Here is a 23903-nt window from a genome sequence, read left to right as displayed (position 1 = left end):
AATATTAACTACAGCAAAAGGTGTACTTTTACCTGTGGATAATTGGGATAACTCTGTGGATAGCTGTGATTAACCTTTTTTCACTGTGCATAGTTTTGTTGAAAATCAGACGTAAAAAAAGAGAAAGTAACTGCAAAAGTTACTTTCTCAAATGTAATAATAAGTGATTATGATAATGATTCTTGTAATTCTTCCCATTGCTTCATGACGCGTTCGAGTTGCTGTTCGGTATTGACTTTTTCAGTCGCGAGTTCATTGGCTTTTTCAGGATCACTAAACACATCGGGTTGGGTCATCGCTTCTTCTAGTTCAGCAATACGTTGTTCATATTCTGAGATCTCTTGTTCACACTGTTCGATTTGGCGTTCAATTTGGCGCTGTTCTCGTTTTTGTTGTTTCTGCTGTGCATAATTCGTTTCTGTATGTTGATTTTTTTCGTTTTCAGCCTCAGATGCTTGGGCTTTAGCAGTTAGAGCGGCTTGTTCTTCTTTTTTCTCGATATAGTATTGGTAATCACCGAGGTAGAGCGCACCACCTTCAGCATCCATTTCAAACACTTTATTCGCGAGTTGATTGATAAAGTAACGATCGTGAGAAACAAAGATTAATGTGCCATCAAAATCTGACAATGCTTGTTCCAACATTTCTTTCGAATCAATATCTAAATGGTTCGTCGGTTCGTCTAAAATGAGTACATTATTACGCTCTAACATAAGTAGGGCGAGTTGAAGTCGTGCTTTTTCGCCACCAGATAAATCTGTAATCACTTTTTTAACTTCATCTTGCACAAAGAGGAAACGACCGAGCACCGCACGTATATCTTTTTCATTCATATCTGGATATTGATCCCAAACAAAATCAAGAATCGTTTTATTAGAGGTGAATTCTGCTTGTTTTTGATCGTAATAACCTACGCGCAAATTCGCACCTGGGATAATTTCTCCGTCAATCGCTGTTTCTTTTTGAGCAATTGTTTTAATGAAGGTAGATTTACCAATCCCGTTAGGTCCAATCACTGCAATATGATCTCCCTTAGTCACTTCTAAATTAATCGGTTTTGTAATCGGTTGTTGGTCATAGCCGATAGAAAGCTGACGGATATGATAGACGTCGTTTCCTGTATTGCGATCGAAATCGAATTGAATATTAGCACTTCGGGCATCAATCATCGGTTTATCGATCCGTTCGATTTTGTCTAACATTTTACGGCGACTCTTAGCCATTCCACTGGTTGATGCACGCGCGATATTTTTTTCTACATACGTTTCTAATTGTTTAATTTCTTCTTGTTGTTTCTCATATTCCTGCATACGTTTTTCATAATATTGATCACGTTGTTGAATAAATTGATCATAATTACCTTTGTAGTGCTGAACGCCACCTAACACGACATCATAGATTTGATTAACGATTTTATCTAGGAAATAACGGTCGTGACTGATGATGACGATCGCACCTTTAAAATAATTGAGGTAACCTTCTAGCCACTGCGTTGTTTCCATGTCGAGGTGGTTGGTTGGTTCGTCCAGTAGCAAGAGATCAGGTTCACTCAACAACATTTGTGCTAAGGATAAACGCGTTTTTTGACCGCCACTAAAATCATTGATCGAACGATTAAAATCTTCTTCTGTAAAGTTTAATCCATGGAGCACAGTTTTGATCTTGCTTTCATATTGGTATCCATCTAATTGTTCAAATTGATTTGATAGAAGCTCATAACGCTCAATGTGTGACTGATATGTATCGGTGTCATATTCATCTGCATGCGCTGAGAGCCATTCGGTTTCGTCATTCATTTGTTGTTCCAGATGTTGGACATGTTCAAACGGTTTAGCCATTTCTTCAAATACCGTATTGGCCGTATCTAGTGTCATCTGTTGGGTGAGATAACCAATGCTTAAATCTTTTTGTTTTGCGATGTGTCCTTCATCGTACTCATCGATGCCAGCAATCAGTTTCATCAGGGTGGATTTACCAGCACCATTACGACCGACAATACCGATACGTTCGCCTGTTTTAACTTCAAAATCAACATCTGAAAAAATGGTTTCGCCGTCAAACGATTTTGATACTTTGTTGAGTTGTAATAATATCATTGCGTTCTCCTTTCCATCCAATATTATTTTACAGTATTCGTACAGTCGATAAAATGGGTTTGTTTATTTTTATCGTTTTATAAGTTATAATATTGAAGTATTATCTTAGAAAAGCATATTAGTCTGGGGGTACGAGTTGTGACAACTCATAATGAAAAAATTCCTCGCGCTACGTTAAAGAGATTACCGCTTTATTATCGATTTATAAACACGTTGAAGTCTAAAGGGATTGAACGTGTGAATTCTAAAACTATTAGTGCAGGATTAAATATAGATTCAGCAACGATTAGACGTGATTTTTCATATTTTGGTGAATTAGGGAAAAAAGGCTACGGTTATAATATAGATAGTTTACTACATTTTTTTAAAAAAGAAATTAGTGATAACGATGAAATTAAAATTGCTATCGTGGGTGTCGGTAACTTGGGAAAAGCATTACTCACATACAATTTTTCAATTCATGATGAATTAACAATTACTGAAGCATTTGATATTAGAGAAGATATCATCGGTCAAACAGTGGGTGATATCAAAGTCAAAGATATGCGTGATATGCCAGCAACATTACGTGATGACAATATTGATATCGTGGTGCTTACTACACCGGAAAATGCTGCGCAAACAGTGACCGATCAATTAGTTGAAGCGGGCGTGAAAGGGATCTTAAACTTTACACCATCAAGAGTTGTAGCGCCTGAAGAAGTACATGTACATCACATTGATTTAGGCATCGAGCTACAATCATTATTATTCTTTATGCGCAACTATCAAAATAAATAAACACTAAGCTAGCTTCTTACTAGGAGCTAGCTTTTTTATTATGGAACATAAAATGAAAACTTTTAAACGCTATAGCCACTCTAAATAAACCAAGGGTAAGCGTGGAGATTGTCATAATTTACATAGGCGCATGCCACGACATATGATAGAATAGCATTAATTGTTGTATCCCAAAGAAAGATGAAGTGAAATGGAATGAAAACAATCGCTGACATTGCTAAAATAGCTGGTGTTTCAAAGAGTACGGTTTCACGTTATTTGAATAATGGTCCCATCAGCCAACAGACCAAAGCGAAGTTGGACCGCATTATTTCAACTTATAATTATCAGCCTAACCAATTTGCGCAAAGTTTGAGAGCGAATCGTACGAAGATGATTGGTGCCATTATACCGCGTATGAACTCGTTTGCTGTCGACGATACGATTAAAGGTGTTAAAGCCAGATGTGACGAGCTGGGTTATCAACTATTACTGAACAATACCAATCTTGATCCACAGCTTGAACTCGATGCCTTAGAAATGTTTAATCGAAGTAAAGTAGATGGCATTATCTTCATGGCGACAGAACCCACACAAGCCCATCTTCAAGTCATTGATGAGATTGATGTATCCGTCATCGTGTTAGGTCAAGAAGATAAGAATTTGTATTGTATTACGCATAATGACTATAAAGCGGGGCGACTCGTCGGTGAAGCCATCGTCAATCAAGGCACACGTTCAGTTCATTTCTTTGGGGTTCCCGAAACAGACGTTGCTGCCGGTCAAATCAGAAAGCAAGGATTGTTGGATGTACTAAATACACATGACATTGATTATCGGTATACCGAAACGTCATTCAAATATGAAGATGCATTAGATGATGTGTCAGCAACGTTAAATCAAAGTCACGAAGAGACTGAAGCAATCATTGGTGCGACGGACACTATCGCTTTAGCCATCCATAAATATACGATGCAAAATGCGCATCAAACACGTCAACCACATATCATTGGCTTTGGCGGTGACCCGATGACAGAGGTCGTATCACCTGCAATTCAAACTGTCCACTATCATTATAAAGAAGCTGGAGAAGTGGCGATGCATCAACTTGCAGAATGTATACAAGGTCATGACATCAAAGAACGGATAGAAATAGATGTAACATTAGCGAAAGAAAGCCTATAGATGGAACCGATACCATCAACATTATACACATGGTAAACTAATTTTAAGATATAAATGGAGGCACGTTGTGTCATGAAAGAATGGACAAGAGAGGAACGTTATCAACGTTACGAAGATGTTTCAACGGAAGCATTAATCGACTTAAAATCTACAGTAAATCGATCACCTTATCGACAAACATTTCACATACAGCCTGAAACAGGTTTATTAAATGATCCCAATGGTTTAATTTTTGCCAATGGCACGTATCACGTTTCACATCAATGGTTTCCATTAGGAGCTGTGCATGGATTGAAATACTGGTACCACTATACAAGTGAAGATTTGATACACTTTACGCCACAAGGACCTATATTAAAACCTGATACTCAATATGATAGTCACGGCGTTTATAGTGGCAGTGCATTCTTATTAGAAGATCAAATTTATTATATGTATACCGGTAATCATCGAGACGATGAGTGGCAGCGTCATGCGAGCCAAATGTTAGCGAAGGTGGAAAACGATGGCTCGATACATAAGTTCCCGAAACCAGTCATTGCTGGTCCACCAGAAGGCTACACGCAACATTTCCGTGACCCAAAAGTATTTCGTCATAATGGGGCACTGTACGCAGTGATAGGTGCACAGACAGTTCAAGAAGAAGGTTGCTTGTTATTATATCGCAGTGAAGATGCGATACATTGGACGTTTGAAGGGCAAGTTGAAACAAATTTAGGCCAGTTTGGTTATATGTGGGAATGCCCGGATTATTTCAGAATAGATGATCACGATATCATCATGTTTTGTCCTCAAGGAATCGACGCTGAAGGTGAACGTTTCAAAAATATTTATCAATCTGGGTATCTTGTGGGGCAATTCGATATAGATCTTCATGTGATGCAACACGGCGATTTCACAGAATTAGATGCTGGTTTTGACTTTTATGCGCCGCAAACATTTGAAGGTAAAGATGGCGTACGTATACTGATTGGATGGATGGGACTACCTGATACCGAATATCCAACTGATGAAGAGGGTTGGGCACATTGTCTGACGATACCTCGTGAACTCTCAGTAGATAATGGCATCTTGAAGCAACGCCCTCTCAAAGCATTACAACACTTACGAACAAATGAAGAGACAGCACTCGGGTATGCGAATAAATTCCAGCGACAATTACACCCTTACGAAGGTAAACAATATGAGATGTTAATCGATGTGTTGGATAATGAAGCGACTGCGATTTATTTTGAACTTCGCACTTCTAAAACAGCAACGACAGTCATTGAATATCATACACGCACACAGGAAATCGTGTTAGATCGGTCTGAAAGTGGGCCGTTACCACAACCTGTAGATGGTACGCGTCGAACAACACGACTTATTACGCCACTTACACAGCTACAAATATTTGTCGACACTTCTAGTATTGAGATTTTCTGTAATGATGGTGAACGCGTGTTGACGTCACGCATTTTCCCACCAGAAGGGGCGACTGGAATTAAAGCATCTACTGAGTCAGGTCAAGCGTATCTCAAGTTTACGAAATACGAATTGAAAGGTTGAGACGTATGAGAAGATTATTCGCAATAGGGGAAGCCTTGATAGATTTTATCCCAAATGAAACAGATATTAAATTGAAAGATGTACAAGGATTTACACGCAGAGTCGGCGGAGCACCTTGTAATGTGGCGTCAACAACCCAGAAATTAGGCGGTGAAGCGGCATTAGTGACACAGCTCGGAGAAGACGCATTTGGCGATTTAATCGTTGAGACATTGCAGTCGATTGGTGTAAATACCCAATATGTTGAACGTACGGCAGAAGCAAATACCGCCTTAGCCTTCGTCAGTTTAACTGCAGAGGGAGAACGCGACTTTTCATTTTACCGCAAACCTTCAGCCGATATGTTATATAATCCTTCTAATATCAATGATATCGAATTAACAGCTGAAGATATCCTTCATTTTTGTTCGGTAGATTTGGTAGAAAGTAAAATGAAAGCTGCACATGAAGCGATTATTGAACGCATGCATCAGGCGGATGGTACAATCGTGTTCGATCCTAATGTGCGCTTACCATTATGGAAAGATGAAGATGCTTGTAGAATAACGATCCAACAATTTATCCCGAAAGCGCATATCGTTAAAATTTCTGATGAAGAATTAAGCTTTGTTACAGGCATAGAAGATGAGAGAGAAGCGATTCAGTGGCTGTTTCAAGGTCATGTAGAAGCGGTAATCTATACAAAAGGTGCTGCAGGGGCAACGATTTATTTGAAAGATGACACAACGATTTCACATGAAGGTTTTAAAGTGACACCTGTAGATACGACAGGTGCGGGTGATGCGTTTATTGGTGCAGTCATCAGTCGTTTATTAGCGACGGATACCCACGATGTAGTTGAGATATTAAAAGCACAAGGGCAGCAAATACTTGAATTTAGTAACTTTGTTGCGGCGAAAGTGACGACACAACACGGTGCGATAGAAAGCATCCCAACATTAGATGAAGTTAACCAAGCATTAGATCAATAGTAGGGCAAAAATAAAGCGTAGTGACCGGATGGGAGATATACCAGTGACTACGCTTTTTAAGTGTGTTAAATTTTTTTGATATTGCGTACAGAAGCATAACAACATTCACCATTTTTAAAGTTGACCGTACGTGTTTTAGAATCGATGGATTCTATATTATGACGATTAATGACGAAGCTATTATGACATCTAAAGAAACGTTGATCGATTTTACTTAATTCCTTCAAACTACCGTAGAACTCGATTTGACGGTTATCTAAGTGCGCAATTAGACGATGTGATTTACTAGATGATTCGAAAAACATCACGTCATCATATTGTACATAGAGCGAATTGCTGCCGCGCTTAAGCTCAATCGTTTCAACACTGCTTTCTTGTGATAACAATTTAAGACGTGTTTCTGCTGTTTTTAAACAATCGATGACACGTGTTTTAATTTCCTCAGGATCATCTTTGAAAATGAAGTCCATCGCAGCGACTTTATAAATGAATGTGAGGTATGTAAGTTCGGAGTGACTTGTGACAAAGATAATATTGCCAACAGGGTCCGCTTTTCTTAACTCTGTAGCTAATTTCATCCCATTCATTTCAGCATTCAATTGTATATCTAAGAAATAGCAACCAATTTCATCTGTATCCTTTGCACGTTCAAGTATAGCTTCAGGATCATCTGTCGCAAGTTCGATTTCCATTTCTTTTTCTTCAATCATAATGTAATTGCTGATGATGGTCTTTAGATTTTCTAATTGTTTTGGATCATCTTCACAAATATAGATTTTCACTTCATCACGTCCTTATGCATCAGTATCTAATATTTCGACTTTTTGTACGAAATAGCCATTATCGATAACGGTATCGAATAAAACATTAGATGTCGTGTCGGTAATTTCTTTCAATGTGGCGAGACCTAATCCTCGATTTTCACCTTTGGTAGAATAGCCTTCTTTAAATAGGTGGTGGACTTGAGGTGTATCAGGTGCACATTTATTCATAACGACAAAGTAGATAGAGGCTTCTGCTTTGATGAAAGCGATGATGATATTAGGGTCATCTTCAACTTTTTCAGAAGCTTCAATCGCATTATCAATAATAATACCAATGATGCGACTTAGACTAATAGTGTTCATGTCGATATGATCGATGTGCTCAGGCACTTCAATACTTATTCGTATATTTTTCTCTTGTGCTTGTAAAATCTTAGTTGTAACTAGGCCTTTGATCTCACGAACTTTCAAATTATCTATACCATTTATTTTAATTGATTTTGTCTGAAGACTATCCTGAATAGGCATAATTTCTTTATTAAAATATTCGCGTAAACCGGGCATATCATCATCACGAATAAATTCAGATAACGTCGTTAGAATGTTGACATAGTCGTGACGGAATTTGCGCATCTCATGATTAATGTTTTCAATTTGTAACGTATATTTGTAGTAACTTTCGATTTCTTCCATATTGTTTTTATACTGAATTTGCCGTAACAAAATGAAAGAAAAACTGATAATAGCAATAGCTACGAAAATAAATAAAGCAACTGTGATAATAGTAACTTCTGTGAATCTATTAGTATCTAATGTTGATGGCATAAATGTATAAGATACAATAAATGAAATGAGTAAGAAAGTACTGAGGAAAATCAAGTACTTTTTACTTAAAGATAAATAAGAACCTGAAAGTTGCTTAATAAAATAGGTTAGGGTATACGCAATAATAACACTAGTTAAAATAAATAATACTAAATACATCAGATCTACAACTGGTGCTGTATATATAAATCTTGCAATTATAATATTTATTGAAGTCGCGATTAAATTCGTAATATACGAGATTACCAGCGCGATGATTAGCGAAGTGATACCCATCCATTTGTTTTTATGGTATGCAAATATACCTACTGCAACTATCAAGAAAAAAATTGTATATTCCTCAATAAAGATATATAAAATACCAGAAGGGATTAAAATCCCAAGCATGGAAAGATAATCCCTTACAGTATAATGAAAGTTATTTAATATTTTCATTAATACAAATATGATTACAAATTGTACGAATAACGTTAAAAAAGTAGAAAATATCTCCAATTTTTACACACTTTCTAAGATTGCTTTATTTTTCTAATTCTTGAATTAATTCTTTAGGTACTTCTGGTTCATCGTATAAAACTGTGCAAGTTTTTGTTTTTGATCTGTTGCCTACCATTTGTAAAAAGCTAGTTGTTGAACTGAGTAAAAGATCTAATAATTTCATAATTAAACGTCCTCCTTAGTAGAAAATATTGGTAATTGTGAAACAGCTATAAGAAAAACACCTGTATAAATAAGTTGTGGGTAAGGTTCAGGGAATAAAAATGAGATTGCTATGACGATTAAGGAGACAACAATCGTTTTTATTTTAAACCCCTTAACTAGGTGTTGAGGTATTGGTTGTTTCTTAGTTGCACTCGGTGCGTAAATACATAAGATAATAAAACTGAAAACTGCAACTAAAAACATTATAACTTGACTAATTTGAGTATACACAATTAACCAAGGTAATAAAACAAATAGTAATAAATTCAGCACATGACATTGAATCGAGGATTTAGCATGTGCCCCATGGGCGTATTGCCTAATTACAAAATAACTCAAGTGTGTGGCGAGTGTGTAAAAAAATAAACCACAGAGGAAAGAAATACCATAAGTGACAACCAATTTAATGATATTACTCACTACCACTTGCAAACCTAATCGTACTTTTAGGTAGGCAATGCGGTCTAAATTGTTTCGCTCTTGCAGATAATTCGCAAAACGATCAATATAATTATCAATAATAGTTGTCATATGCTTCTCTCCTTGCCCACAGTATACAATTTAAAACAATATTTGTGATTTTAATTGCTCGGATGTTTATTTTGAGTGCCTAACTGTTCAATTCGTATTAGTAAAATCATTTTAACATATTTTGGTTTACACTTTAGAATGAAAATTTTCGAGTTAGGTATTATCGCACATGAACGTTAAATTCCGTGTTTTAATAAAGTTGTATTACAAAGAGGTAAACAATAATCAACGACAGCAGGTTGATTATTCCCAAACAAGATTTATAAAAGTTTGAGTAGTTATTTTATAAATCTGCCATACAAACTTCTACGATACTTCCTTTGAAGTGACCTATGGATTACGTTTGTTACCCTTTGATTATAAACAAAGGAGGTCTATCACATGACTAAAGATATCGTTGAAACAGTCGGTGGTCTTGTTAAATGGATTCTCGATACTGTGAAAAAATTTGCTTAATTGCTTAATTTTTATGTCCCAATAAGTTGAAGCATTTATTGTAACTCAGCAGAAACCAAGTGTCATTGTATAAAGCCTAAAACAGAGGCGGAGTATTATTTTGTAAGCTATCGTAAACATCATTCAATTGATTAATAATCGGTAAATTCACTAAATATTTTTCATAATTAAAAACATCCCCAAAAAATAGAAAAAATAACTGTAAAAATATTCCCTTAATAAATAAAAAGCCGTGAGTCCCTCCCAAGCTCACGGCTTAATTTTGTTTCAACTATCTGATGATGGGTGAGCATCTTATTTATATAAATCTAACTTCAGATTGTCGAAAACAGGGATGCTTTGACGTTGTTTTGTAACTTCTTCGACATCTATATCTACAGTTAACACACCTGATTGATCATCCAATTCACCGATGATCTCTCCATTAGGATTAATAACCATAGAATGGCCTGCATATCGCGTATTGCCATCGTCACCACATCCATTTGCCCCAACAACAAACATATCATTTTCTATCGCACGAGCTTGGAGTAATGCACGCCAGTGATTTACTCTTGCTGAAGGCCATTGAGCGACATAGAAAGCAATTTGTGCACCGTTACGAGCAGGAAAACGTAATAATTCAGGAAATCTTAAGTCATAACAGATAATCTGTGTGACTTTCGTGTTGTGACTGAGTGTATAGAGTTCAGGGACCTGTTGTCCTCCTGTTAAATAGCTCGGTTCATCTAACATGGGAACTAAGTGTACTTTATTATAGGTAGATATCAATTGTCCTTCTTTATTGACTGAAAAAGCAGTATTATAAATCTTTCCTTCTATTTTATTAGACACAGAACCAGCGATGACATCGACATGATAATGTTGCGCTAATTTTGAAATGAAGGGTAGACTGCGTGCTAAATTCTGATCTGCCAGTGTTTCTAATTGCTCTAGTGCATACCCATTATTCCACATCTCAGGCAGCACCACACAATCGGTTTCCTCAGTAACATCATTTTCAAAGTAGTGAGCTATTTGTTGTTCGTTCGCATCCACATCTGCAGGCTTTACTTCAAATTGAAAGATTTTTAGTTTCATAGGCACAACCTCCATTTTCCGAATGATGTATTATCACTACTGTATAGAAAATAGAGCGTTGAAGCAAAGAGAAAGGAGGAGAGTTAAAGCATAAAAAAAGATAGCACTCCTATTTAAAGAAGCGCTATCCAGATATACTTTTTATAAAATGATTTGTAGAAATGAATTAGTCTCTAACGATGAAGCGTTCGTCTACATCTTTGAATTCTTTTTCAAGTGCTTCACCACGTACGTTACCAAATGGCATTTGAGCAACTAATTTCCAAGATTCAGGAATATCGAATGTTTTAGCAACTTGTTCATCAACAAGTGGGTTGTAGTGTTGGATAGTAGCACCGATACCTTCGATTGCAAATTCTGTCCAAAGTGTAAATTGATGCATACCATTTGTTTGGTTAGCCCAAACATTAAAGTTATCCGCATATGCAGGCATTTGAGCTTCTAATCCTTTGATTACTTCTTGGTCTTCAAAGAATAACACGGTACCGTGTGAATGTTTGAAGTTATCGATTTTATCTGAAGTAGGTTGGAAATCACGTTCTGGTTCCATTGTTTTTTTCAATTCTTCTTTAGTGATGTCCCAGAATTTTTCGTGTTTATCGTTTAAGAGTAATACGATACGTGTAGATTGTGAGTTAAATGCTGATGGCACATGTTTAACTGTGTGTTCGATGATAGATTTAATTTCATCATCTGAGATAGAAACTTCTGTTTCTAAGTCATAAATTGAACGACGTGATTCTACTGCATCTTGGAATGTTTTAAGGTCTTTATTAGAGTTGTTAAATAAACCCATTTTGTTGATTCCTCCCAATAAGTTATTTTTTCTAATGCTTAGTATAATTAGTATACTTCCAAAAGTAAATAGAAATGCTTCAACTTATTTATTTTAAAAATTGATGGATATCAAATTGGTGATAAGGATGCAAAATACTACAATATTTTATATAATAGCGGTGAATCGATAAGACGAAAATGAGGAGGTGACATTTTGCAGTTTAATCATAAAGGTAAATTCATGTTAAGTAGTGCCGCAGTGATATTAGGTACGACGTTTATGACTGAAACGACTTATGCAGCTGAACAATCTCACGCGCAGGCGAATATTCAAGGTGCGCCGCATATGGAAGACGATGCTCCTTCAGCTAATAACGATAACGCTTTTGACAATGCAGTCACTTTGGAAAATAAAAATGAGCATAACGAGAATATGAATAATAATATGGCGAATCGTCCATTAAATCATAAAGAAGATGAGGCGGAACGTGAAAATTCTAAAAATAATTTAGAGTCAAATGCCAATTCAGAAGAAAACGACGTGAATACTGCTGATATGAATACATCAAACTCAGAACCACAAAATGGTACTTCATCCAAAGAGAACTCAGAAACAATGGAAGATTTAGGAGAAACTGCAACGTTTGAAGATAATCAACCAACGCCAACAGATCAAACAGACGCACATTTAGAAGATGAAGCAGCTCAACAAGATGCAGATCAAACTACTCCTTCACTAGAGCATGAGGAAACGAATCATACTGAACAGCCTCAGCCAGATGAATCATCAGCTCTTAATGGAGAAAGTGGTCATTCTGATGATAATGGCGCAGAGCAAGAAAATCATGATACTGAAGAAGAAGGTTCTAATGCTTCCGGACAAAGTAGCAGTAATGAAGATGGAACTTCACATCCATCTGAAACAAATGACAATGAAGGATCTACCGAGGATCATCACGCAGATACTAATGAAGAAAATGATAAACCAGAAGATGATGTAAATGAGGACAAACCGCACGAGGGACATAACGATGAAGCGGATGAAGATACAAACGACCATCATCATAATCAAGAAGACGAAGGTTCAGATAGTGAAGATCCGAACCATTCAGAAACTCATGAATCTGAGGACCAAGATCATAATAATGACAACGATGAATCAAGTGAAGAAGAACATCCATCTGACGATGATAATGGTCATGGTCATCATGATGAAAATGGTGAACATGAACCGTCAAAACCAGGAGAAGATGATCAAGGCGGAGATCATAAACCATCAAAACCTGGGGACGATGATGAAGATGAAGAGCACAAACCTTCGAAACCAGGCGACGATGATGATCAAAACGGAGAACACAAACCTTCAAAACCAGGAGAAGATGACGATCAAGAAGGAGAGCATAAGCCATCAAAACCTGGTCATGATGAAGATCCTAGACCAAACAATCCTGATAATAAACCACCTCACGAGGGTGGCGAAGATCAGCAAGGTCCTTCTCATGATGGTGAAGATGAAGGCCCCGGTCATGACGGACAAGATGGAAACCATGTGAAACCAGGTGACAATCCGACTGACGGTGACCATCCATCTCATGATGAACCCAATCATACTAAACCTGGCGATCGTCCAAGCGAAAGCGGCCATGATGGCGGTCAAGGTTCAGACGATACACCTTCAAATAGACCAGGTGGCCAAGATATAACACCGCGACCAAATCAACCTGGTAGTCACAACGAACATCATTCTGGAGAGGGAAATCAATCAAATGTTCCAGGCAATCATCATTCTAATAGTCATTCCTCTCAACAGGGTAATAACCATCAACAAGGTAATGGCGTACCACATCAATCTAATCAAGGTGGTAATCATACAGGTCAACCGTCATTCCCTTCAAACAATCAACCAGTCTCAAACACACATTCACAACAAGGTAGTGGCTCGCAATCAAATTCGTCTCAACATGGTCAACAGAACGGATCAACATCTGGATATCGACCTAATCAAAATGAAACGAATCAACAGCAAACTTCCGAACATAGCGGAAATGGAAATAATCAAACACAAACGAGCCAATCTAATAATCAAACAACGAACAGTCAGAACCATTCAGGGCCAATAAACAATGAAATGACATCATCTACAAATTCAGATCAAAATAATCAAACGTCTCAAAACACAACATCATCTAATACTAATCACGAGACTTCAAATCAGTCACCACAAAGAAATACTCAACAGACATCCACATCACAACAATCATTTGATAACCGACAAACGGTAACAGCAAATACTGAGTCGGCACAAAGTCAGAGTGGTCAGAGTAAAGAAAGTAATGACAATCAAGGATTAATTAAACGATTCAACAAATTAAATTATGGTTCGTTTAAATATAATCCATTTGTGATAGACCAAGTACGACGTTTAAGCAAGAAAGAGGAAGAAGTGAGCGACCAACAGCTTTATCGCTTATTAAAACGTCAAGATTTTGCAGATAATCATTATTTAAATGAATTACAACAATCAACAAATTACTTTAAATTCCAATATTTTAATCCATTAAATGCAGACGCTTATTATAAAAATCTAGATAAACAAGTGTTAGCTTTAATCACTGGAGAAATTGGTTCGATGCCAGAACTTAGACATCCATCTGAAGATAAATCACACAGTAAGTATGAATACCATGATACAAAAGGTGGGGAATATACTGTTCAAAGAGATGATGATAGCGATCATAAAGGATTATCATTCCAACGTGTAAACTTTGTTCTCATCATTGGTATCATTGCTATCTTTTTAGGTATAATGGGTGGCTATTTATATCGAAAAACGAAAAAAGATTAAGACATCAGATATATAAATAACCCCTAATATCGTGTTTTTAGCACTCGATATTAGGGGTTATACTATTTTGTATCGAACTCAGATATACTTAAAAATTAAAATAAGAATTGAAGAATAAAGTCTACTTGATCTTGCAGTTCTTTAATTTTATCTGGACCTATTGCAAATTGCATAATAACGACAAAGCCGTTTTGGAACATGTGAATCAAAATGCTTACCCATAAACGTTTCGTCAACACATAGAAACCACTGAAAATGACTCCCATACCAAAATAAATAAGCATATGTGTTGGGTCTCCGTGTGCTAGACCAAAGATAAGGGAACTGACTGTTGTCGCAATGATAAATGCCACAACTCTATTACCTTTAATCACATTGTAGAGTTCACCAAAGATGACTTTACGGAAAACGTATTCTTCTAAGATTGGTCCCACTATGGATATGAGCACAATAAACACTGGAATTTGTTGCGCAATTTCCATTAATTGTGTCGTATTTTCACTTTCTTGTGGCAAATGAAAAATATAGATGTTAATCATATTAGCAATGATTTGATAAATCATCACAGCGATGTAACCTACGATTGCCCATAATACAATGTATCGTTTTTCTTCTTTAGGTTGCTGTTCGAGTTGGGTGGGATTCTTGGTGAAGAGATGGAGCAGGATAATGAGTATCGCTGCAATAATAAATAGAGTGACTTGGGTGTAGATACCTGCGATGGCCAAGTCTTGCCCTTGTAAATCACCATATGCACCTGTTGCTTGAAGAATCGCAACACCAAATTGAGCGAGTGCATAGATAACAAGGGTTAAAATGGATATCCATAATCGAGACATAATTGTTTTTAACCTCCAACTTTTCTTTATCCTTCATTGTAGCGTAATTTACGGGTAGGGACAAAGAATAATATATAAGTGTTTTGACTTGAAATATTGACCAACTTTGATTATTATTGAAAGTAAGTTAGCACTCCAGCTATTTGAGTGCTAAAGTTTTGAGTACAAGGAGGAAATAAGCATGTTAAAACCAGTAGGAAACCGAGTGGTTATTGAAAAAATAGAACGAGAACAAACAACAAAAAGCGGTATCGTATTGACTGATAGCGCTAAAGAAAAATCAAACGAAGGGAAAATCATCGCGGTTGGTTCAGGTCGCTTATTAGATAATGGCGAACGCGTGGCACCAGAAGTTAAAGAAGGTGACACTGTCGTGTTCCAAGAATACGCTGGAACAGAAGTTAAAAATGGACAAGATGCTTATTTAATTATAAACGAAAACGATATTTTAGCTATCATTGAAGATTAATTAAAGTAATAAAAAAGATAACAATAAACAGGTTGGAGGTTAATCTATCATGGCAAAAGATTTAAAATTCTCAGAAGATGCACGTCAAGCAATGCTTAGAGGTGTAGATAAATTAGCAAATGCTGTCAAAGTAACAATCGGCCCTAAAGGTCGTAACGTAGTACTTGATAAAGAATATGGTTCTCCATTAATTACAAATGATGGTGTAACTATCGCTAAAGAAATTGAATTAGAAGATCCATATGAAAACATGGGTGCAAAACTCGTACAAGAAGTTGCAAATAAAACAAACGAAATTGCAGGTGACGGTACAACAACTGCTACAGTACTTGCTCAAGCAATGATTCAAGAAGGACTTAAAAACGTAACAAGCGGTGCTAATCCAGTAGGCATTCGCCAAGGTATCGACAAAGCAGTTGAAGTTGCAACAACTGCACTCAAAGATATTTCTCAAAAAGTTGAAAACAAAAATGACATCGCTCAAGTTGGTTCAATTTCAGCAGCAGATGATGAAATTGGTGAATACATTTCAGAAGCAATGGAAAAAGTTGGTAATGATGGTGTCATTACAATTGAAGAATCAAGCGGTTTAAGCACTGAATTAGAAGTCGTTGAAGGTATGCAATTTGACCGTGGTTATCAATCTCCATACATGGTAACTGATTCAGATAAAATGATCGCAGAATTAGATAAACCATACATTTTAATCACAGATAAAAAAATCTCTTCATTCCAAGATATTTTACCATTATTAGAACAAGTGGTTAAAACGAACCGTCCAATCCTTATCGTTGCTGACGAAGTTGAAGGTGACGCATTAACAAACATCGTATTAAACCGTATGCGTGGTACATTCACAGCTGTTGCGGTTAAAGCGCCTGGATTTGGTGATCGTCGTAAAGCAATGTTAGAAGACTTAGCTATCTTAACTGGTGCTCAAGTCATCACTGATGACCTTGGCTTAGACCTTAAAGAAGCAAGCTTAGATATGCTTGGTACAGCTAAAAAAGCTGAAATCACTAAAGACAATACAACAGTCGTTGATGGTGACGGAGATCAAAACAGCATCGACGCACGTGTCAGTCAATTGAAATCACAAATCGACGAAACTGATTCAGATTTCGATAGAGAAAAATTACAAGAACGTCTTGCTAAATTAGCTGGCGGTGTTGCAGTCGTGAAAGTCGGTGCAGCAAGTGAAACTGAATTGAAAGAACGTAAATTACGTATTGAAGATGCGTTAAACTCTACACGTGCAGCAGTTGAAGAAGGTATTGTTGCCGGTGGTGGTACAGCATTCATGAATATCTATGATAAAGTTGCAGATATCGATGCAGATGGTGACGTACAAACAGGTGTAAACCTTGTACTCAGAGCGTTAGAAGCCCCAGTACGTCAAATCGCTGAAAATGCTGGACTTGAAGGTTCAATCATTGTAGAAAGATTGAAAAATGCAGAAACTGGTGTTGGTTTCAACGCTTCAACAAACGAATGGGTAAACATGTTAGATGAAGGTATCGTTGACCCTACTAAAGTGACACGTTCTGCATTACAACACGCTGCAAGTGTGGCTGCAATGTTCTTAACAACAGAAGCAGTAGTCGCAAACATTCCTGAAAAAGATAACGATTCACAACAAGGTATGGGCGGCGGCATGCCAGGTATGATGTAATCTTAACTTCTAAATTTAAAATATAGCCCTAAAAATAGAGCCAATTTCTATCTTTCAACGATAGAAATTGGCTTTTTTAGCTTTTTGCGTCTTGAATCTATTTCTTATAGATCGTGATGACATCGCATGTATTGTAAAGTGATGTCTTAAGATAATGATTACTTACGAGTTTGTACATTTCAAGATAGTAATCTAAGCTTAATTAATTATTTTTTCAAATCATCAATGGCTTTGGCAATGCTTTCGAATACGTGTGGAATATCTTCTTTTTCAATGCAACTGAAAGCAATACGGATGTCAGTATCGTTCAGTGCGATAATGCCGATTGAATAGTTTTCAATAAGGTGTTTACGTAGTTGTTCTGGGTCAACGTCTTTAATTTTAATCGCCATAAAATAGCCTGAATTAAAATCATAAGGTTGCCAGTAATTTTGATATTTATCGTCATAAACTTCTTGTTTAGTGACTTCATAACGTGCTTGTAATGTATCAATACTGTGTTGGATTTCCTTTTCAAATGTTTCAGGATGCTCTAACACATATTTCACTGCACTTTGCGAAGGCATGGCACCGCTTGAAATATTAGAACGAATAAGACCTTTGAGTTTAGCTTCTAACACTTGTTGCGTTGTTTCGTCTTCAGTACCAAATGTGATAAAGCCTACACGTAAGCCCCAAGCGAAGAATTCTTTTGTAGCACCATCTAGACGAATAGGGAGTAAATTTTTGCTCTCGACTTGAGTTAAGGCAGTAAAGATAGATTGTGTATATACATCTTCATAAAATAGACCGTAGTAAGCATCATCGACAATTGCAATGACGTGAGTACCACGTTCTGCAAGACGTTTAACCGCTTCTACGATATCTTGGACTTCATCTGTCGTAGGTGTGTAACCTGTAGGATTATTCGGATAATTTAGTAATAAAATGACTTTATCTTTATTAAAATGATCGAGTGTCTCTACTAGTGCTTCTGTTGTATAATGACCTGATTGATCAAATATAGGGTAGGTGCTGATTTCTGCTTGGTGGCGTGTTGTATAAACGAGTTTGTAGTTACCCCAGTTATGGTTTGGTAATAATAAGGTATCTCCGCGATCTACAAATAAGTCTCCAATCAAGGATAAACCGTGTGTTAAAGCATTGGTAACAAGTGGTTTACTGATTTGTGATGCATCTAAATCAGGATTTTCTTTCAACATTTTTTGTTGCCATAATTCGCGCAAACGTTCTAAACCTTGAGGGGGTGCATAAGGAAAGACTTCATCTGAACTCAAGTGATTAAATACATCAAAGAGTGTATCTGCGTACATTTTTTGATCGCTGTAAGTTGCCATTCCTATCGTCGCATTATATGAAGTAGATTTCGCTTCTGCTGATTGTGTGAGTATACCTTTGGGATAATAGATATTTTTACCTAGGTCGGATAACATGTTTAATGTTTCAGGGGAAGCTTTGTATAATTGTTCATTTAACTCTATAGCTAGAGGGTTCATCGTGGCATCAACCTTCCTTATCTTTATTCATAATTATATCTTATCTTGAACTGTCATAAAGATAAAGTCAAGGCACATTTGATACAATGATTTTATGTATGGCGGTTTTCTTTCTCATGTTGTTATGTGACAATAGTACTGTATATGTTTAAGTAGAATTTATTTTATAATATAGGTGTTCGAGGTGAAAACGTGAAGCATTTAACCAAAATATTTGTCATCTTAGCCCTTGCACTCTTTGTCTTTGGCTACTATTTACAAGCGACGGATAATGAAGATGCAGGAATAAAATTATTAATCGCTTCTATTATGTTTATGATTTGCGCGTTCATTAATCGTAATAATGAAAGAAAAAAACGCAATCGAGATAAAAAATAAGCTCTGATATTGCATACCTAAGTAGTACTTAATCGTACTATTTAGGTATTTTTTTATGAGCTTGTATAGGTTAAACTACTGCACTGTATATATACAAGATATACAGATGATAGCTTTTAAGTCCTTTATTTACGCCGATTTTAAAAAAGGGGTTTACAAAAATGTATATATTGTATATATATAAGTATATACAGTTAGTTGGGAGGCCATCATGAAAATATTATTGAAAAATAATAGTGAACAGCCTATTTATGAACAGATTACACAACAAATTAAAGAGAACATCTTGAAAGGGCAAGTTTCACTCGGTGAACATCTTCCTTCGATGAGAGAATTAGCGAAAGATCTCGGCGTCAGTGTGATTACAACGAAGCGCGCATATGAAAACTTAGAAAACGATGGATTTGTTTATACCATAAGAGGAAAGGGCACATTTGTGAATAAACAAAATAGTGACATTCTCAAAGAAAAACAATTTGTCGTGATTGAGTCATTAGCACGATCAATGACTAAAGAAGCTAAAACAATCGATATGCCGTTATCAGAAATGATTGAAATTCTCAAAATGATTTATGAGGAGGAAGAAGAATGAATGCGATAGAGTTAGAACACGTGAGTTATCATCAGAAAAAATTTGAATTAAACGATATCTCTTTTAAAGTGCCAAAAGGTTATGTAACTGGTTTTATCGGACCCAATGGTTCAGGTAAAACAACGATTATACGATTGATCATGGACCTGTTACAACAAGATACGGGTCGAATTACAGTATTTGAACACCAAATGAAAGATAACGCAGTGAATATTAAAGATAGAATTGGTTTTATTTACTCTGAACTGTATTTAAATGACAAGTGGAAAGTTAAAAAAGTTGAAAATATCATTGCTCCGTTTTATTCACAATGGGATCACTCTATATTTGCTGGCTACTTACAACGATTTGGGATAGATGAAGATGCTAAAATTAAATCTCTTTCAACAGGAACGAAGATGAAACTCTCCATAGCGATTGCGTTTAGTCATCATGCAGAGTTATTCATTCTGGATGAGCCAACTTCCGGTCTTGATCCAATCGTGAGAAATGAAGTGCTCGAGATGATCCAAGAAGAGTTAATTGATGAGAATAAAACAGTATTTATCTCAACACATATTATTTCAGACTTAGAGAAAATTGCCGATCACTTAGTCTATTTGAAAGATGGAGAAATTGTGGTCGATAACTTTATCGATGAACTGTTAGACAATTACCAAATTGTACAAGGTAATATCAATCAACTTGATGGTGAATTAAAAGCACTCACAACACATATTGAATATAGTCAAACTGGTTATACGTCACTCACTACAGAAAGCAACGCATTTAAAGAGTTGTTTGGCAGTGATGTAGTTGTGACTAAACCTACTATTGAAGCGTTAATGGTTTATTTAGGAAAAACAGATAATGCGGTCATCCGCCAAACTAGACAACCTTCTATGGAGGAGATTTAATTGAAACAACTTATTATTAGAAATATAAAATTACGCAAAACTACGCTTATTGTTTATGGCATATTACTTTTATTGCTACCGATATATGTATGGATCAATAATGCAGCATACGAAGCAGTGAGTGAAAATGAAGATCACCTTAGTCATTTAGCGACTCCAATTAATATTTTAATCGTAATTTTTCTGTTACTCATCACAGCTGCTATGACGATATTAATCATCAAAGATGCAGGGCATGCTTTCCGTTTCCACAGTAAATTAGGAGACAATAAAGTTTACAACTTTTTTGGTAGTTTACCTGTATCTAAAAAGGATATGTTAAATGCAAATTATATTACAGTGTTATTGTTTACGTTTATCGGAGCGGCCATATTTGGTTTGTATAACGTATTAGGCAATCAAGAGAATGTGAGTTCTCAGCTTACTAATTCAATCCTGTTATATATCGGAATTAATTTATTCGCTGTTCCTCTCGCTCTTAGACAATTCACAGAGAAGAAAAGCGAGAAAGTATCTTATATTTTCTACTTAATCATAGCGTTTATTCTCATACCGATTGCAGTATCTGTAATTCAGTTAGGTATATATGTTTTATATATCTTTTTCGGTAGTGGTGATGCTTTAGGAATAAACATTTATGTCGATAATGCATATTTACCGTATGCCTATCTCATTATTGGTGGACTCAGTTTCATCATTAATTATTTCATTCAATATCGTAAGTTAAAATAATTCGTCAACTAGAAGGAGGAGACATATGGAACTAAAAAGTGTAACTAAAAAATACAACGAACATACCGTTTTAGACCATATTGACTTTGATTTTGGACAGAGTCGTATCGTTGGTTTAATTGGTAAAAACGGTGTCGGAAAAACGACTTTAATGAAAGTGATGAATGGTAATATTGTTAACTATTCTGGAGAAGTAGGTTTGAGTAAGGAACATGAAGTAGGCTATCTAATTGAACATCCTAAGTTATATGATAATAACTCAGGATTGTATAATTTGAAATTGTTTGCGCAAGTCCTCGGTGCAGGATTTGATAAACAATATACAGATCAAATCATCGATGCCTTTGGTATGAGACCTTATGTGAAAAAGAAAGTTAAAAAATACTCTATGGGTATGAAACAAAAATTAGCTATAGCTGTATCGTTAATGAATAAACCTAAATTTTTAATTTTAGATGAACCCACAAACGGTATGGATCCAGACGGTTCTATCGATGTGCTTACTACAATTCAGTCGCTCGTTGAGGAATATGACATGAAAATCTTAATTTCAAGTCACAAATTAGAAGATATCGAATTGATTTGTGATCGCGCCGTATTCTTAAGAGATGGTCAGTTTGTACAAGATGTCGACATGGCGGAAGGTGCTCCAACTGATGCGACCGTATTAACAGTTGAGCTCTCAGATTTCAGTGCAGCTATCGATTACTTAACAGAACACTTTAACGTAAAACAATCACAAAAAGAAAACGGTGAAATCATTTTACAAGCTCAACAAGATTATCAACCGATATTAAAAGGATTGGCTGAACGCGATATCTATCCTAAATTCATAGAAACACGTAAAAGCTCTTTACGTGATACTTACTTCAACATTAATCAGAAAGGTGGCAAATCATGAATATAGCACAACTCGTTAAATTTGATATCTACAGTATAATTAAAAGTCCTCTGACGTATTTAGCACTTATTTTGACTTGGGCACCTATGATTTTAGTTACTGTGTTACAAAATCAACAAAATGATGAAGTAGATGCTGAAATGTTATTAGAAATGGGCAGTTGGTTCTTCTCTGTAGTGGGTCTACTCTTCGTGATCAAAACCCTTACACGTGATATTTCACAAGGTACGTTGCAGTTATTTATGAATAAAACCAGTCATCGTATCGGTTATGTGATAGCCAAAACCATTTCAATCGTCTTTATCGCTGTATTGATGACAGCCATTCTTGCAGCGACGATCTTAATCATCGAAGGTGTTACTGATGGTTCCAATGTGAAAGGCGACAAGTTCTTAGATTTACTTTGGTTCTATATCATTTTCCAACTGTTTTATGGATTGTTACTTTATCTTTTTGCCCTTGTCGTACCTAAAACAGCATTGATTTTCACATTAGGTATTTTCTTAATCTTATTTGTACCTTTTGCTGAACCATTCCTACCGATGATCCCCAAAATAGGGGAACACATTGAAAATTCATTGAAATATATTCCGTTTAGTTACTTAACAGATAAGACAACGGACGGGGATTATACCTTCACCAATTGGCAATGGTTTATCTCAGCAGCTTCAATCGTTGTACTCTTTATTGTGAATCTCTTCTATGTCTCTAAAAAAGATATTTAACTCCAGATATAAAATAGCCATTAAATCGTGATTCGCTATTGAACATGATTTAATGGCTTTTTTAATTATTTCTATTTCGTTATACCATTTAGTTGATTAATAACTTGTTAATAATTGAGTCATAAACATTTTTCCACATGGTAGAATCTGATTTATAACGATTCAACATGATGCCGATTTTTTCATTAGAACGATCTTCATAAGTTGGATCATCTTTGGGTGGTAAATCAGAGCGAATGTCAGTTACAAAGTTTTGAACTTCTCTCGCACGTGGCCCCCAAACTGTTTTTTGTCGATAGTTATCATTAAGGAAAATAAAGATTGGAATAGAACGTGCCGTTCCATTTGTTAAGTATTGATCAATTAAATCAGTGTCTTCATCTCTATGAAATACACGTACTTCGAGATTTAAAGCTTCACTAATATGTTTGAGAATAGGTAGGTTCATCATCGCATCACCACACCAATCTTCTGAGATTACAAGTACTTTACTATAGCTCGAAGATTTCAATTGATCTAAACGTTCATCATCTTGAGGAAGTGAAAACGCTTGGTAAATTGATAATACATTCTCTTTATTTTCTGTCATGTCATCAATATATTGCTCCACCGGTTGACTGTTTTTATAATAGCTTTCTAAAGTTGTCATTTGAAACCCCTCCTC

General features: G+C 36.0%; 24 protein-coding genes. 14 read left to right on the top strand and 10 right to left on the bottom strand.

Annotated features, from left to right (window positions below):
• Nucleotides 1-167: 167 nt before the first annotated feature.
• Entirely contained in the window at nt 168-2096 is a 1929-nt protein-coding gene (gene abc-f / locus ACSBRB_RS09190; RefSeq protein ID WP_435032542.1) for a ribosomal protection-like ABC-F family protein, read from the bottom strand.
• Between the two features lie 138 nt (nt 2097-2234).
• Between abc-f and ACSBRB_RS09185 the strand changes: the two genes are divergently transcribed.
• From ACSBRB_RS09185 to ACSBRB_RS09170, 4 genes are all read left to right on the top strand, one after another.
• Nucleotides 2235-2876: a redox-sensing transcriptional repressor Rex gene (locus ACSBRB_RS09185; protein ID WP_435032541.1), complete on the top strand. Its 642-nt coding sequence runs from the start codon at nt 2235-2237 to the stop codon at nt 2874-2876.
• Between the two features lie 195 nt (nt 2877-3071).
• Nucleotides 3072-4040, top strand: coding sequence for a LacI family DNA-binding transcriptional regulator (locus tag ACSBRB_RS09180; protein WP_435032540.1), 969 nt, complete (start codon nt 3072-3074; stop codon nt 4038-4040).
• Between the two features lie 72 nt (nt 4041-4112).
• Nucleotides 4113-5588, top strand: a complete 1476-nt coding sequence (locus ACSBRB_RS09175) for a sucrose-6-phosphate hydrolase (RefSeq protein WP_435032539.1) — start codon at nt 4113-4115, stop codon at nt 5586-5588.
• Between the two features lie 5 nt (nt 5589-5593).
• Entirely contained in the window at nt 5594-6559 is a 966-nt protein-coding gene (locus ACSBRB_RS09170; RefSeq protein ID WP_435032538.1) for a carbohydrate kinase family protein, read from the top strand.
• Between the two features lie 65 nt (nt 6560-6624).
• On the opposite strand, the gene agrA is transcribed toward ACSBRB_RS09170, so the two are convergent.
• From agrA to ACSBRB_RS09150, 4 genes are read right to left on the bottom strand one after another with little or no spacing between them, the layout of a single operon-like run.
• Nucleotides 6625-7341, bottom strand: a complete 717-nt coding sequence (gene agrA / locus ACSBRB_RS09165) for a quorum-sensing response regulator AgrA (RefSeq protein WP_435032537.1) — start codon at nt 7339-7341, stop codon at nt 6625-6627.
• 12 nt (nt 7342-7353) lie between these two features.
• Nucleotides 7354-8643 (bottom strand): quorum-sensing sensor histidine kinase AgrC, encoded by a 1290-nt coding sequence (gene agrC, locus ACSBRB_RS09160; protein ID WP_435032536.1) that lies wholly within the window; start codon nt 8641-8643, stop codon nt 7354-7356.
• 25 nt (nt 8644-8668) lie between these two features.
• Complete coding sequence (agrD, locus tag ACSBRB_RS09155; RefSeq protein ID WP_107392671.1) at nt 8669-8809, bottom strand: cyclic lactone autoinducer peptide AgrD; 141 nt, start codon at nt 8807-8809, stop codon at nt 8669-8671.
• A gap of 2 nt (nt 8810-8811) precedes the next feature.
• Nucleotides 8812-9381, bottom strand: coding sequence for an accessory gene regulator AgrB (locus tag ACSBRB_RS09150; protein WP_435032535.1), 570 nt, complete (start codon nt 9379-9381; stop codon nt 8812-8814).
• 381 nt (nt 9382-9762) lie between these two features.
• Here ACSBRB_RS09150 and ACSBRB_RS09145 point away from each other — a divergent pair, with 381 nt between their 5' ends.
• Complete coding sequence (locus ACSBRB_RS09145) at nt 9763-9837, top strand: delta-lysin family phenol-soluble modulin (RefSeq protein ID WP_103170786.1); 75 nt, start codon at nt 9763-9765, stop codon at nt 9835-9837.
• A gap of 294 nt (nt 9838-10131) precedes the next feature.
• On the opposite strand, the gene ACSBRB_RS09140 is transcribed toward ACSBRB_RS09145, so the two are convergent.
• Together ACSBRB_RS09140 and ACSBRB_RS09135 are read right to left on the bottom strand one after the other, a co-directional pair.
• The gene (locus tag ACSBRB_RS09140) at nt 10132-10917 is read right to left on the bottom strand and encodes a carbon-nitrogen family hydrolase (protein ID WP_435032534.1); all 786 of its coding nucleotides are present in this window, start codon (nt 10915-10917) and stop codon (nt 10132-10134) included.
• A 166-nt stretch (nt 10918-11083) separates the two neighbouring features.
• Entirely contained in the window at nt 11084-11713 is a 630-nt protein-coding gene (locus ACSBRB_RS09135; protein ID WP_435032533.1) for a nitroreductase family protein, read from the bottom strand.
• Between the two features lie 195 nt (nt 11714-11908).
• On the opposite strand from ACSBRB_RS09135, the gene ACSBRB_RS09130 reads away from it, so the two are divergent.
• The gene (locus ACSBRB_RS09130) at nt 11909-14539 is read left to right on the top strand and encodes an SdrH family protein (RefSeq protein ID WP_435032531.1); all 2631 of its coding nucleotides are present in this window, start codon (nt 11909-11911) and stop codon (nt 14537-14539) included.
• Between the two features lie 95 nt (nt 14540-14634).
• Here ACSBRB_RS09130 and mroQ read toward each other — a convergent pair whose 3' ends face one another.
• Nucleotides 14635-15378, bottom strand: coding sequence for an intramembrane glutamic endopeptidase MroQ (gene mroQ / locus ACSBRB_RS09125; protein ID WP_435032530.1), 744 nt, complete (start codon nt 15376-15378; stop codon nt 14635-14637).
• Nucleotides 15379-15559: 181 nt separating this feature from the next.
• On the opposite strand from mroQ, the gene groES reads away from it, so the two are divergent.
• The gene (groES, locus tag ACSBRB_RS09120) at nt 15560-15847 is read left to right on the top strand and encodes a co-chaperone GroES (RefSeq protein ID WP_059107751.1); all 288 of its coding nucleotides are present in this window, start codon (nt 15560-15562) and stop codon (nt 15845-15847) included.
• A 49-nt stretch (nt 15848-15896) separates the two neighbouring features.
• Complete coding sequence (groL, locus tag ACSBRB_RS09115; RefSeq protein ID WP_435032529.1) at nt 15897-17519, top strand: chaperonin GroEL; 1623 nt, start codon at nt 15897-15899, stop codon at nt 17517-17519.
• Nucleotides 17520-17725: 206 nt separating this feature from the next.
• Here the strand turns inward: groL and ACSBRB_RS09110 are convergent, their stop codons facing one another.
• Entirely contained in the window at nt 17726-19015 is a 1290-nt protein-coding gene (locus ACSBRB_RS09110) for an aminotransferase class I/II-fold pyridoxal phosphate-dependent enzyme (RefSeq protein ID WP_435032528.1), read from the bottom strand.
• A gap of 192 nt (nt 19016-19207) precedes the next feature.
• Between ACSBRB_RS09110 and ACSBRB_RS09105 the strand changes: the two genes are divergently transcribed.
• From ACSBRB_RS09105 to pmtD, 6 genes are all read left to right on the top strand, one after another.
• Nucleotides 19208-19393, top strand: coding sequence for an SE1626 family protein (locus ACSBRB_RS09105; protein WP_435032527.1), 186 nt, complete (start codon nt 19208-19210; stop codon nt 19391-19393).
• Nucleotides 19394-19604: 211 nt separating this feature from the next.
• The gene (gene pmtR / locus ACSBRB_RS09100; RefSeq protein WP_435032526.1) at nt 19605-19985 is read left to right on the top strand and encodes a PSM export ABC transporter transcriptional regulator PmtR; all 381 of its coding nucleotides are present in this window, start codon (nt 19605-19607) and stop codon (nt 19983-19985) included.
• Nucleotides 19982-20881 (top strand): phenol-soluble modulin export ABC transporter ATP-binding protein PmtA, encoded by a 900-nt coding sequence (pmtA, locus tag ACSBRB_RS09095; RefSeq protein WP_435032525.1) that lies wholly within the window; start codon nt 19982-19984, stop codon nt 20879-20881. The genes pmtR and pmtA overlap by 4 nt, the downstream gene beginning before the upstream one ends.
• Nucleotides 20882-21613, top strand: a complete 732-nt coding sequence (pmtB, locus tag ACSBRB_RS09090; protein WP_435032524.1) for a phenol-soluble modulin export ABC transporter permease subunit PmtB — start codon at nt 20882-20884, stop codon at nt 21611-21613.
• A gap of 25 nt (nt 21614-21638) precedes the next feature.
• Nucleotides 21639-22514: a phenol-soluble modulin export ABC transporter ATP-binding protein PmtC gene (pmtC, locus tag ACSBRB_RS09085; RefSeq protein ID WP_435032523.1), complete on the top strand. Its 876-nt coding sequence runs from the start codon at nt 21639-21641 to the stop codon at nt 22512-22514.
• Complete coding sequence (gene pmtD, locus ACSBRB_RS09080) at nt 22511-23239, top strand: phenol-soluble modulin export ABC transporter permease subunit PmtD (RefSeq protein WP_435032522.1); 729 nt, start codon at nt 22511-22513, stop codon at nt 23237-23239. Before pmtC ends, pmtD begins: the two co-directional genes overlap by 4 nt.
• An 88-nt stretch (nt 23240-23327) precedes the next feature.
• Here the strand turns inward: pmtD and ACSBRB_RS09075 are convergent, their stop codons facing one another.
• The gene (locus ACSBRB_RS09075; RefSeq protein ID WP_435032521.1) at nt 23328-23888 is read right to left on the bottom strand and encodes a thioredoxin family protein; all 561 of its coding nucleotides are present in this window, start codon (nt 23886-23888) and stop codon (nt 23328-23330) included.
• Nucleotides 23889-23903 lie beyond the last annotated feature (15 nt).

The sequence above is a fragment of the Staphylococcus auricularis genome, from assembly GCF_051172115.1.
Classification (GTDB): Bacteria; Bacillota; Bacilli; order Staphylococcales; family Staphylococcaceae; genus Staphylococcus; species Staphylococcus auricularis_A.
Note: the sequence above shows the minus strand (reverse complement) of the source record. Positions and strands in the feature narration are given on the sequence as shown.